The organism is Hymenobacter sp. 102 (genome assembly GCF_049949205.1).
Lineage (GTDB): Bacteria > Bacteroidota > Bacteroidia > Cytophagales > Hymenobacteraceae > Hymenobacter.
Map to the genome: position 1 here is coordinate 42,063 of NZ_CP188172.1, position 12,280 is coordinate 54,342.

Sequence of the window (12,280 nt, forward strand, 5' to 3'; positions counted from 1 at the left end):
GGTTTTCCGGCTGCGCTGGGGCACTAAAAAGGCCGCCTCCGCTTCCTCAACATAAGGCGACAGAAGGCGGCCGGGATGCGCCAATAAAAACCAGTCGGCTAAAGGCGGGCAGTGTGACCCAACACAAAGGAATAGGGAGGATGAATAACTGCTTGAAAGGTAGCAGGCTGCCTGATCAGCCTTCAACCACTTTTCCGCCACATCAGACTTTATAAGCGAATTAAATAAGGATTATATAAATGATATATAGATAGTTATGTTGGGTGGCAAAGGATTTTCTGACCTGCTGGTAAGCAGGAGACAGACAGGAGCTGTTTAGCTGCGCACACTGGGGCCTGCTACCGCGGGAGCACTCCGGATTCGGCCGTTTCGGGGCGGGGGGCGGGCAGGGGCCTAGTTTCGCCGTAGTGCACAATGTTTTCGATCATGCCCTTGAAAATAATGAAGTGAAACGGCACCAGCGAGTACCAGTATAGCCGGCCCAGCAGCCCGTGGGGGCGGAACGCGGCCAACTGCTCCAGGGTGTACGAGCCATCCTCATTGGGCAGAATGCGGAACTGCAGCCAGGCCTCGCCGGGCAGCTTCATTTCGGCGTACAGCAGCAGACGGCGGCCGGCGCGGTCGGCTACCAGCACCCGCCAGAAGTCCAGCGGGTCGCCGGCCCGCAGGTCGGTAGGGGAGCGGCGACCCCGGCGCAGCCCCACGCCGCCCACCAGCTTGTCCAGCAGCCCCCGGATGCGCCACAGCCAATCTACCTTGTACCAGCCCCGCTCGCCCCCGATGCTCCACACGTTCTGGAGCACCTCTCGGGGCGGGCGGGTGAAGCGCAGCGTCTGGCGGTCGGTGAGCAGGCCATGCTGCGGAATCTGAATGTGGTCCATGTAGTTGCGGGGCATCACGCCGCTGCTTAGCGCGTCGCTCCAGCTGCTGACCACTTCGTTCTGCTCAATGCGCTGGAAGGCCAGCTCCACGGCGGCGCGGTAGGGCATGCAGGCGTGCGGCACAGCCTCGGCAATGCTGCGGCGCGGGTCGGCCACAGTATCGTTGCGCAGGCTTTCCACCAGGCTCTGGGCCAGCGAAAACGTGGTGCTGGTAACCAGATACAGCCACCACGACGACAGCCGGGGCGTGAGCACCGGTACCGTGATGATGTACCGCTTGAGCCCACGCGCGGCGGCCAGTTCCAGCAGCATTTCGCGGTAGGTCAGCACATCGGGCCCGCCAATGTCAAACGACTGACCCAGGCAGGCGGGGTTATCGAGCACGTGGGTGAGGTAGTGCATCACGTCGCGGATACCGATGGGCTGGCAGCGCGAGTTCAGCCAACGGGGCGTCACCATCACCGGCAGCTTCTCTACCAAATCCCGGATAATCTCAAACGAGGCCGACCCCGACCCGATGATGATGCTGGCCCGCAGTACCGTGAGCTGGGCGTGGGTGGCTTTGCGCAGTACTTTTTCCACGGCTTTGCGGGAGCGAAGGTGCACGCTTAGGGCCCGGTCGTTGGCGATGCCCGAGAGGTAAATGACCTGCCGGCAGCCGGTGCGGTTGAGGTACTGCGTGAAGTTGCGGGCCGACTCCTGCTCCAGCCGGAAAAAGTCCTTGTCGTGGCCGCTCATGGAATGCACCAGGTAGTAGGCTGCGTCAATATCCAGGGGCAAATCAGCCAGCGAATCGGGCTTGAGCAGGTCGCCCTCGGCCACGGTGATGCGGCTGCGCAGGCTTTCGGGCAGCTCGAAGCGGCGGGCGTCGCGCACGAGGCAGGTAACGTGGTGGCCGGCCTCCACCAGCAGCGGTAGCAGGCGCTGGCCAATGTAGCCATTGGCCCCGGTGAGCAGAATCTTCATGGCAGCTTCCAGACAGTGTACTTTTGTCTAACTGCTCAGGTAGCAAGGAGGTTGTGCCCGCTGCCAGACGTTACCGTTTCTGCCGCTTGCCGGGACGCTTGCGGCGCACCCGGGCCAGCCGTTCCCGCTCGGCTTTGCGCTCGGCCCGCATCAGCAGCCGCTCGTCCATGCGGCCCATCAGTTGCCGCCGTACAAAGTGGGCCAGGTCGGAGAGGGGTACCAGGCGGGTGGTGCGCAGAAAGCTCAGGATGTCGCGGCGGCGCAGGGTGCTCACGCCGGGCAGGCCCCGGGCCAGCAGGTATTGCTTGATTTCCTCCACCCGAAGCAAAGCCGCCACGGCGGGCCGCTCCACAGTGGCGTTGTAGAGGGCCGGGCGGTGCAGGTGCAGGTTCCCTGGCGAGGCCACCAGCACGCCCACCCACTCGGGTACTTGGGTAAGCAGCTTGGGCAGATGCTTTTCGGTGACAACGAACGTGACGAAATCATAGGCCTGGCTGTAGCAGGGCAACTGCCGGGCCACGCGTTGCAACGTGTCAGCGTCGCCTTTCAGCTCGTAGCCGTGCATGAACTGCTCCGTAATGTGCACCACATCGGCGCGGGTGGTACCGGTGGGCAGCTCATCCACGTACACCCCGCCTAGCAGCAACGGGTACAGTAAGGTTCGAATTTCGGGGTCATTCATGGGCACAACAGGATACCGGACTTTAAAACTACACCTTAATCCGGCTCAATGCTGCTATATTCGGTACTGTCGGTACCTATCTACCGGCTTCTGACAATGGCAGCAACTTCCCGTTTCCGCCCAACCCCATTTCTGGCAGTGGGCTTAATGTGGCTGATTATCGGCATAACAACTCCAAAATTGCGGGCCTTTATCGGAGTAGGGGCCGCTTTCATTGCGCTAGGCATCATGCGGAAGCCCACAGACCCAGCGCCGCCCAAAACCGACTCGCCACCTGCGGGAACTACGGAAGCTACGGCGGAATAATACGCCGGGCGGGCTTTGTGGCTACCTTCGCGGCAGCTTACCTCGTTGCCGCTGAATTTTGCTGCTATGCCGTTTCCCATGACCTCGCGCCGCTGGCTCTGGATATTTGTACTGGTGCTGGGCGCCGCCTTCCTGACGCAGCTGGGCAGCTGGGGGCCGCTGGAAAGCAGTGAGGCCCGCTACTCCGAAATCGGGCGGGAAATGCTTGCCGGCCAGGACTGGCTGCACCCGCAGCTGCTGGGCATCTACCACTTCCATAAACCCCCGCTCACGTACTGGCTCACGGCGGCCGGGCTGGGCCTTTTCGGCGAGAATACGCTGGGCGTGCGGGTGCTGCCGGTGCTGGCGGTGCTGCTGCAGGTGGTGCTGGTGTATGGGCTGGGGCTGCTGCTGTTCCGGCAGGATCGGGCCCGGGCCCTGGCGGCGGCGGTCATCTACGGCACGCTGCCGGTGGTACTCATTTCGGCCCTGAATGTTACGACCGATGCGTACCTGGCCACCCTGGAACTGGCCGCCACCTACGGCATTCTGCGCTATTACCACCAGGGCGGGGCGCGGTGGCTGTACTTGTTCTGGGTGGGGCTGGGGCTGGCCTTCCTGACGAAGGGGCCGGTAGGCTTCATTTTGCCGCTGATGGCGGTTATCGGCCACTATTTCCGGCAGGGCCAGCCGCGCCGGCCGTTCACGGTGCATCATTGGCTGGGCTTTGGGCTGTTTGTACTGGTAGGCCTGAGCTGGTACCTGTACCTGATGGCCGAAAACCCCGCCTTCGTGCGGTATTTCCTGGTGGAGCACACCGTAGAGCGGTTTGCCAACGCGGCTACCTTCAACCGCAGCAAGCCGTGGTGGTTTTACCTGGTGCTGGCCCCGGCTACCAGTCTGCCCTGGGCCGTGGCGTTGGTGGTGCGGGCCGTGCGCACGCCCTGGAACTCGGTGCCGCGGGAGTGGCGCAACGTGCTTGTTTTCTGGGTGCTGGTGCCGCTGCTGTTCTTCTCCCTGTCCAAATCCAAGCTGCTGCTGTACGTGCTGCCCATTTTCCCGGGCGTGGTGCTGCTCACAGTGTACTATCTGGGCCGCTGCACCGAGGCCGTGCTGCACCGTTGGTACGTGGGCATGGTGGCATTTTATGGGCTGTTGCTGGGCGCTTTGTGCCTGCTGCCCATTTTCGCCACGGTGTTGCCGTTGGGTATTGAGGTGAAGCCGCTCACCGCCATTTGGCCGGCGGCCGGGGTAATTACGCTGGTGCTCACGCTCACGCTCTGGAACCAGGTGCGCATTGCGCCGCGGCTGCTGGTGGCTACCGCGTTGTTTACGGCGTTTCTGCTGCTCTCGGCCAAGCCCATCATGCAGCAGAATGAGCTGGCCTTCAACGGCAGCCGTCCGCTGGCCGGGTTTATCCGGAGTCAGCACCTCACGGGCCGGCCAGTGCTGGTGTACAATGAGTTGCTGCCCTCATTGGCCTTTGAACTGAGCCAAGTGCCGGTTTCTCTGAATGATGGTAATGCCAGCCTGAACCGGGAAACGCAGTTTCAGCCCAACGATGCCTGGCGGCGGCAGCTTATTTACCTGCAGGACCCCGCGCAGGAGCCCACACTGGGGGCACTGTTGCTGCAACACCCGGTGTTGCTGGCTAAAGGCGAGCTGAAACCCGAGCGGCGCTGGATGCTGCGGTATTTCCGGCAGCAGCGGCAGCTGGGTAAGTGGACCATTTGGTGGTAACCAGCCGGAACTGAAAACAGAAAAGCCGCTGCCAGAGGCAGCGGCTTTTTCTCAACGGGGTTGCGGTGAGCAATCTTTATAATATCCACCCTACTCCTGCGTCAACCGCAACGCTTCACTGCGAAAGATGTTCCTTTCCAATTCATCTTTCCAGCGCCGTATGATATTGAAACAAAGATAGGGGAGCCGCCTGCTGCCGTGCCGGAAGTTTTGCCCAACGGATGCTTCTGCCAAGCCAATGCGGCTTTTCAACCGGTGAAGGATACGTGCTGCTTACCGGTACACGGCCGCCGCCTTCTCGCGCAGGTTGTAGCCCGAAGCCATTACCTCCCCGTACGCCCCCGCCGAGCGGATAGCCACCAGGTCGCCGCGCTGGGTTTCGGGCAGCAGCACGCCCTTGGCAAACGTGTCCGACGACTCGCAGATGGGGCCTACCACGTCGTAGGGCCGGAACTCGCCCTGGCTGCTCAGGTTCTGGATGTGGTGGTGGCTGCCGTACAGGGCGGGCCGGATCAGCTCCGTCATGCCCGCATCCAGAATGGCGAAACGCACCTGCTGGCTCTCCTTCACATACAGCACCCGGCTCACCAGGGTACCACACTGCGCCACCACGGCCCGGCCCAGCTCCACGTGCACCTGTTGGCCCGGTCGCCGCTGCAGGTGTTGCTCAAACATACCGAAGTAGGCCGCGAAATCCGGCACCAGATGCCCGTCGGGGTCCTGGTAGTTGATGCCCAGGCCGCCGCCCACGTTAAGGTGGGGCAGGTGGTGGCCCCGGCCTTCCAGCCAGGTTTGCAGCTCGTTGAGTTTGCGGCTAAGGTCGGCAAACACCGCCAGGTTGGTAATCTGGGAGCCGATGTGGGCGTGCAGTCCAATCAACTCCACGTGCGGCAGGCTGTCGAGGCTGTCGATAACGCCACCCAAATCCTGCAGGCTGATACCAAACTTGTTGGCTTCCAGGCCGGTGGTGATGTAGGCGTGGGTATGGGCATCCACGTTGGGGTTGATGCGCAGCGCCACCCGGGCCGTGCGGCCCTGGGCCCCAGCCAGCTCGTTCAGCACCCGCAGCTCCGGCACCGATTCAGCATTGAAGCAGAAAATATCGGCGGCCAGGGCCCGGTTAATCTCCGCATCCGACTTGCCCACGCCGGCAAATACCACGTGGTCGGCGGCAAACCCGGCTTCGAGGGCTCGTTGTACTTCGCCCCCGCTCACGCAGTCGGCCCCCAGGCCAGCAGCCTGAATGCGCTGCAAAATGGGCAGATTGGAGTTGGCCTTGAGGGCATAGTGCACCTGAAAGTTGCCGGGCCGGGCTGCTGCCGTCAGGGCCGCCAGCGTCTGGTCCAGCAGCTGCAGGTCGTAGTAGTAAAAAGGTGTCGGCTGCTGGGCAAGCTCGGCCGGTAGTTGAAAAGACATGAATTGGAAAGCGGTTGGCTGCTAATGGGTTGAACGAAAGTTAATAGCCAACAGCTATTGGTTATTAGCTGAAGTAAACAGGCCTTCGTTCAGGGCCTGGAGCGCGCGGGTCTTGTCGTCGGTACTCACCAGAATGCTGATGTTGTTGGGCGAGCCGCCGTAGCTGATCATGCGCACCGGAATGTCCTTGAGAGCGGCAAAGGCGCGGTTGGCGGCCCCATGCGAATCCTGCTCCAGATTACCTACCAGGCAGATGATGCTCTGATTTTCATCCACGGCTACCGAGCCGAAGCGGCCTAATTCCGCCAGAATCTGCGGGAGGCGGGTGGCATCGTCGATGGTCAGGGACACGGCTACCTCGGAGGTGGTAATCATGTCGATGGAGGTGCGGTACCGCTCGAAAATCTCAAACAGGCTGCGCAGGAAGCCGTGGGCCAGCAGCATGCGGCTGGATTTCACGTTGATGGCCGTAATACCATCCTTGGCGGCCACGGCCTTGATGGCCTCGGCTCCGGTGCGGCTGGAAATGATGGTGCCGGGTGCTTCGGGCTGCATGGTGTTGAGCAGGCGCACCGGAATACCGTGCTTGGCCGCCGGCAGAATGGAGCTGGGGTGCAGAATTTTTGCCCCGAAGTAGGCCAGCTCCGCCGCCTCATCGAACGACAGCTCCCGGATAGGATAAGTACCCTTTACCACCCGCGGGTCGTTGTTGTGCAGCCCGTCAATATCGGTCCAGATCTGAATTTCCTCGGCCCGCACGGCGGCCCCAATCAGCGAGGCAGAGTAGTCGGAGCCCCCGCGCTTGAGGTTGTCGATGGAGCCCTGGGCGCTGCGGCAGATATAACCCTGGGTGATGAATAGCTGTTGGGCGGCGTGCGGAGCCAGCGTGGCGGCCAGGTGCTCCTGAATGTAGTCCGCGTCGGGTTCTTCGTCCACGTCGAGGCGCATAAAATCGAGGGCGGGTAGCAGCACGGCCGGGCGGCCCAGCACCTGGGTTACGTAGCGGTGCACCAGCAGGGTGCTCAGCAGCTCGCCCTGGGCCAGAATCACCCGCTCCCCGTCGCCGGACAGGGGGGCCGCCGTTAGGCCCTGCAGGGTGTCAAAGTTCTGGTTGAGGTCCTGGATAGCCTGCTCGGCTACGGCTGGCTCGGGCAGTAGCTCGCGGGCTACTTCGTGGTAGCGTTGGCGCAGGGCCTCGATGCGGGCCGTGGCGGTGGCCGCGTCGTCGGCGTACAGCAGCTGGCTGATTTCCACCAGCGCATTGGTAGTGCCGCTCATGGCCGACAGCACCACGATGCGCCGCTGCAGGTGGGGGGCGTGAATAAGCTCGGCTACTTCGCGCATCCGTTGCGCCGACCCGACGGACGTACCGCCAAACTTGAGAACTTTCATAGTGCTGGAAACCGAATCGGAGAGTCGGGAAATGCGCCCGCCAGGTTGCGGGCAACGTGAAACATCAGGTCAAAAGAAGCGCCGACCCTTGGCAGGACCGGCGCTTGGAAGTTCAGTGGTAGAGGTACGACGAACGGTTGCGACGGTCAGGTCGGGTTGCGTTTCTTCGATTTCTTGCTCATCAGCAGGCCCAGGGTCAGGCCAGCCCGTTTGCCACTGTTCGGCATGTGGCACACCATCTCCGCACCGGCCCAAGCCAGTGAAGCAGAAGAAGAATACGAAACAGCCGAAACGAGCATAGCAGATGAGAGCAATGGCGGAAAAGAAAGTATTCCGCCGTTTTGCGGCCGCAAGTACGGATGCAGAAAACAATATTCCAAGCGCGGCTACTTTGGTAAGTCCAATTTTTGAGCTTGCAATACTTCGACAGCAGCCTGTTTTATACTTGGCTGGTTAGCCGGCCAGTTGCTTTTTCACCCAACCTGGCAGGCTGCCAGCCGCGTCCATTTTCAGCAATTCATCCAGCTGTTTGTTCTTTTTGAAGCCACCCGCTTGATAGGCACGCAGCATTGTGCGGACGCCCTCCGTGTTCAGGGCGGTTGCATCCTTTACCTCGGGGTGCTGCAGCTGGTAGCGGGCCCAGCCACCCATAAACAGAATCAGCAGCTCCGACTCCCGGCCCGCCAGGTCGGCCACGTACTTCTGTAGTTGCACCGATACCGAGGAGCTGCCGCTGATCCACTGAAACAGAAACTGGTCGGCTTGCTTGCGTACTTCAGGTTGCTGGCTAAGCGGCGTTTTCTCCAGCCAGTTCACCGTGGCAATAACCTGGGGCTCATACTCGGCGTAGTCGTCGGGCGTCTGGAAGGCGTAGTTGACAGGTGGCTGGTAGCTGGTCTGGGCCTGGGTAATGGAGGCTGTTGCGAGGAAAAGTAACGCCGAGAATAGAAGGGGTTTTCTCATGAAAGTCAATGGGATAGGGTAATATGAAGACTGCGCTAAACCTATCGAAAAAAGTAGCTCGTTGTTCGCTAGGTCGCGCATAAAAAAGCCCGGCGCAACACTGTCGTTGCATCGGGCTTTTTCGCAGAACTCGCCGCCGCTTACGATACCGCAGTGGCCGACTGCCCCTGGGCGAAGCCGCGGGCCAGATTGGTGAACTCAGAGGGGATGAGCACCACGGTAGTCGTGTTGTTGTCGATGCCGATTTCGGAGAGCATCTGCATGCGGCGCAGCTCCAGGGCCATGGGGCTTTCTTCCATCTGGCGGGCCCCCTGAGTGAGCTTTTTGGAGGCTTCCAGCTCGGCTTCGGCTTTGATGATGCGGGCCCGCTTCTCGCGGATGGCCTCGGCCTCCCGGGCCATGGCGCGCTGCATGGATTCCGGGATTTCCACGTCCTTGATTTCCACCATCTCAATTTTCACGCCCCAGGTTTCGGTAGCGGCATCTACCAGCTGCTGCAGGGTGGCGTTGATTTGCTGGCGCTCCTTCAGCACCTCATCCAGCTGGTGCTGGCCGATGATATTGCGCAGGGCCGTAACGGAGAGCTGGTACACGGCCTGGTTGAAGTTGGCCACTTTGATAATGGCGTCCTCAGGGTTCACCACCCGAAACCAGAGTACGGCATTTACCTTAATAGTTACCGAGTCCTTGGTAATGGTTTCCTGCTGCTCCAGATCCACGGTTTTGGTGCGGATATCTACGGTGGTGCGGCGCTCAATGAAGGGGATAATCCAGTACAGCCCCGGCCCGCGCCGCCCGGCGTAGCGCCCCAGCCGAAACACAAGGGCCCGCTCGTATTCCTGGGCCACGCACAGGCCCATACACAGCAGAATCAATCCCAAACCCAGTAATACAACCAGCGTCGTCATGGTAACAGTGGCCTCCGGCCGCAACAAGTGAAACAGTTGCCGTTACCGGTACACAGGCCGTGCCAGGCGGGTAAGCCAGTTCGATAAAGGGCCTCTGCGGCCCTTTGCGGGCGGTTTTCGGTTCGAGGCCGATGCCTTCGGGGCCGGATGTCTTACCATTTTGGTAGGGTCAGGCGGTCGGAATGGTAGGGGGTAGGGGCGGCAGGTTATGCCAGTCGTGGGAGCAGCCGTGCTGGCACTGGGTGCGGCGGCGGTGGTCGTCGGCCACGCGGAACACGCTCAGCAGCGCCCGGAATGCGTTGGGGTATTCGGTAGCCGGTAGCTGCTGAATGCGGGTGAGAGCCTGCGGGAGCGGGTACACTCGCAGCAGCACCAGCGGAGTGGAAGTTGGCTTCACGGGGGCTTCGGCCACAGCCTGCTGCACCAGTGCCGGAGTGGGGTGTGTCTGCTGAATGTAGCTCACTAACTCCGCCAGCCAGGGCAGCTGCGCCGCCGCGGGCAGTGTGGCAAACCACGCCCAGGCCCATCCCCACGGCAGCTGTTGCTGCGCCAGGCGGTCTAGCAGATGGTCGGGTAAGGGCTGCATAGCGGGCGGAGTTTATCGGTAAGATGCCGGGCGCGGCGGAGCCTGGAAGGGCACTGGGCGGCCCGTTGGCCGGCTGCGGTTGCCGGCGGCATCTATGGCTTCAAACAGTACGGTGCATTCTTCCCCAAAGGCAAACCGGAAGTCGCCGCCGCAGGTAAACCAGCCAATATCCAGTTGATCCTGCCAGGGAATAAGGTAGCTCACCACCGGAGCCGTCAGCCGCGCCGACTGTATAATGGCCCGCACCAGCACCGGCGAGGCATCCTCTAATGGGCTGGAGAAGGATACGTAATTGTTGATTCCTTCACTGTTTTCGGAGTATTCCTGGTGGACCACGGCAGGTGTAGCCGTCCAGTGCGGAGCTTCAGTATCAGGCTTGGCAGCCACACGCCAGCGGTACACGGATACCAGTTGCTTGCTCCCGGGGCGGGCCCGTTGCATTCGAAACAAGTCGTACTGCAAACTATCGGGGGCGTAGCGCAGAGCGTACACTGTATCCGACAAAAGTGGCCGAACAGGCTGTAGCAGGAGTTGTGGGTCGGTGCCGTAGAGGTTATTAGGCCGCTCCAATATCCGTAGCGGAACCGAGTCGTGGGCTGACCGCAGGTAAAGCGAAATCTGCTGGCCTAGCTTTCGAAAATTGTATCGGGTATGGCTTAAACTTCCCGGGGATAGTAAGAAAACCTGCCGGGGCTGGATAGTAGCCACCCGCTCATCGGGCCACACAGTTATCCAAGGTGATTCCATACACTGGCCACGTGCTGGGCGATGGTTCAGAAGGTGAAATAAGAGGAAAAGACAATAGAAAGGATACGCTGAATTACGCCACATACAGTTGCAAAGTACACGTAAAAGCCCACCATGCAACGCACAGCGGGCTTTCGATTACCTGGTATCCCAGGAGTATTACCGCACTGGTTTCGGAATCACCGGCAGGCTCTCGTGGCCCTCGGCGTCCACCGAAACTACCCCGAAGATGTAGTTGTCCTTGCTGTGGGGCAGGTCGGCTTTGAGGTCGGTTACGAAGAACTTCTGCTGCCACTCCGGGGCGCTGGTTTCGCGCATGAGCACGTAGTAGCCGGCCGGCCGCTCGCCGGTTTTGGGGCTTCCCACTTCAGCTGGGTGCGGTTGGTGAGCTCGGCCGTGAGCACACCCACGTTTTCGGGGGCGGCGGGGGCCAGGGCTAGGGCAGCCAGGGTAGCCAGGTTCACGCCGGTGTTTTTGCGCAGGTAGGCGAAGTCCATGAATTTAGCGTAGTCGCCGTACTCGGTGCCGTTGTCGGTGCGCAGGTCCTGGTGCTGGTGGCGGAAGTCCTCGTTCATCTCCGAAAAGCGCACTGCCGTGAAGCCCTGCTGGTTGAAGGGCGTGTGGTCGCCGCCGCGCAGGAACCGGTCGGGGCGGTACTCCAGCACCACCTCGTGACCGGGTACGTACTGCTGGCAGGCCACGCGGGTGTAGCGGGCCAGGTTGCGGCTGGGCGAGTCGTTTTCCGACGACAACGTGCGGCGCACCCGGGCTTCGTCGGCGGTTTCGGTGGCGGGCACGCCCTCGCTGAACACGCGCAGGCGCTTGTCGTCCTTGATTTCCGGGTCGTGGCCCGTGGAGCTGCCCATGATGTCGTTGTTGAGCATGGCTACCAGCTGCCAGCCTTCTTTCTTGGCCCGCTTGGCCAGGTGGGTGGAGCCGTAGAGGCCCTGTTCCTCGCCCTGCACCGCCACGAAGATGATGGTGGCCGGAAACTGCTGCTGCGACATCACGCGGGCCAGCTCCATCACGGCTACCGTGCCCGAGCCGTCGTCGTTGGCCCCGGGGGCGTCGGCGGTGGCGTTCATCACGTCGGTCACCCGCGAATCAATGTGGCCGCTCACGATGAATACGCGCTTGTCGGTAGGGTCGGTGCCGGGCAGGGTGGCCATTACGTTGGCCATCAGTACGGGCCGGTCGATGCGGCGGCCGTCGGGCTTGATGGTGAACGTGTCCTGCTCCACTTTCAGCCGGCCGCCGCTGGCCTTGCTGTACTTGCGAAACTCGCCTTCCACCCAGTTGCGGGCTGCCCCGATGCCGCGCTTCTTGCTTTTGGTGTCGCTGAGGGTGTGGCGGGTGCCGAAGCTCACGAGCTTGTCAATGTCCTCGCGCAGGTTCTTTTCCGACACCTCCTGCACCATGCGGGTGATGAGCGGATCGGGGGTGGTAGCGGGCTTGGTTTGGGCAAAAGCCGGCGCGGACATACCGAGGGCCAGCAGCAGCGGGGAAAAACGACGCATAGGTTGGTTGTGGTTGGGAAGGCTATAGACGCAGGATTTCCGCCAGCGTTGCGGGAAGGCGGTGTCATTGCGAGGCGCAGCCGAAGCAATCCTTCCTTGTTTATAGCACAAAGCCCAGACCTATTTCGAACGCCCGCCACCAGGGCGTTGCATTTATCAGGGATTCGCGCCTTGAAAAGGAAGGATTGCTTCGGCTG

10 protein-coding genes and 1 pseudogene are annotated in these 12,280 nt (G+C 61.5%); 2 read left to right on the forward strand and 9 right to left on the reverse strand.

All coding sequences use genetic code 11. The annotated features are described in order from the left end of the window. Window positions 1-338: 338 nt before the first annotated feature. Together ACN19L_RS00210 and ACN19L_RS00215 are read right to left on the reverse strand one after the other, a co-directional pair. On the reverse strand, window positions 339-1,847 hold the full coding sequence (locus ACN19L_RS00210; protein ID WP_426491200.1) for an SDR family oxidoreductase: 1,509 nt from the start codon (window positions 1,845-1,847) through the stop codon (window positions 339-341). A 70-nt stretch (window positions 1,848-1,917) separates the two neighbouring features. Next, entirely contained in the window at window positions 1,918-2,529 is a 612-nt protein-coding gene (locus ACN19L_RS00215; RefSeq protein ID WP_426491201.1) for a sce7726 family protein, read from the reverse strand. A 372-nt stretch (window positions 2,530-2,901) separates the two neighbouring features. Between ACN19L_RS00215 and ACN19L_RS00220 the strand changes: the two genes are divergently transcribed. Beyond that, window positions 2,902-4,554 carry an ArnT family glycosyltransferase gene (locus tag ACN19L_RS00220; RefSeq protein WP_426491202.1) on the forward strand — a complete coding sequence of 551 codons (1,653 nt, stop codon included), beginning with the start codon at window positions 2,902-2,904 and terminating at the stop codon, window positions 4,552-4,554. A 273-nt stretch (window positions 4,555-4,827) separates the two neighbouring features. On the opposite strand, the gene lysA is transcribed toward ACN19L_RS00220, so the two are convergent. Both lysA and ACN19L_RS00230 read right to left on the reverse strand, forming a co-directional pair. Next, window positions 4,828-5,970 (reverse strand): diaminopimelate decarboxylase, encoded by a 1,143-nt coding sequence (gene lysA, locus ACN19L_RS00225; RefSeq protein WP_426491554.1) that lies wholly within the window; start codon window positions 5,968-5,970, stop codon window positions 4,828-4,830. A 54-nt stretch (window positions 5,971-6,024) separates the two neighbouring features. Next, window positions 6,025-7,362 carry an aspartate kinase gene (locus ACN19L_RS00230; RefSeq protein WP_226267644.1) on the reverse strand — a complete coding sequence of 446 codons (1,338 nt, stop codon included), beginning with the start codon at window positions 7,360-7,362 and terminating at the stop codon, window positions 6,025-6,027. A 225-nt stretch (window positions 7,363-7,587) separates the two neighbouring features. Here ACN19L_RS00230 and ACN19L_RS00235 point away from each other — a divergent pair, with 225 nt between their 5' ends. After that, window positions 7,588-7,773, forward strand: coding sequence for a hypothetical protein (locus tag ACN19L_RS00235; protein ID WP_426491555.1), 186 nt, complete (start codon window positions 7,588-7,590; stop codon window positions 7,771-7,773). Between the two features lie 42 nt (window positions 7,774-7,815). Here the strand turns inward: ACN19L_RS00235 and ACN19L_RS00240 are convergent, their stop codons facing one another. The 5 genes and pseudogenes from ACN19L_RS00240 to ACN19L_RS00260 all read right to left on the reverse strand — a co-directional run bounded on the left by ACN19L_RS00240 (window position 7,816) and on the right by ACN19L_RS00260 (window position 12,083). Continuing rightward, on the reverse strand, window positions 7,816-8,325 hold the full coding sequence (locus ACN19L_RS00240; protein ID WP_426491204.1) for a hypothetical protein: 510 nt from the start codon (window positions 8,323-8,325) through the stop codon (window positions 7,816-7,818). 140 nt (window positions 8,326-8,465) lie between these two features. Next, entirely contained in the window at window positions 8,466-9,233 is a 768-nt protein-coding gene (locus tag ACN19L_RS00245; protein WP_426491556.1) for a slipin family protein, read from the reverse strand. Window positions 9,234-9,402: 169 nt separating this feature from the next. Further along, window positions 9,403-9,819 carry a DUF5958 family protein gene (locus ACN19L_RS00250; protein WP_426491557.1) on the reverse strand — a complete coding sequence of 139 codons (417 nt, stop codon included), beginning with the start codon at window positions 9,817-9,819 and terminating at the stop codon, window positions 9,403-9,405. Between the two features lie 12 nt (window positions 9,820-9,831). Continuing rightward, complete coding sequence (locus ACN19L_RS00255; protein ID WP_426491206.1) at window positions 9,832-10,311, reverse strand: hypothetical protein; 480 nt, start codon at window positions 10,309-10,311, stop codon at window positions 9,832-9,834. Window positions 10,312-10,725: 414 nt separating this feature from the next. Continuing rightward, window positions 10,726-12,083, reverse strand: a pseudogene (locus tag ACN19L_RS00260) (M28 family metallopeptidase). Between the last annotated feature and the right edge of the window lie 197 nt (window positions 12,084-12,280).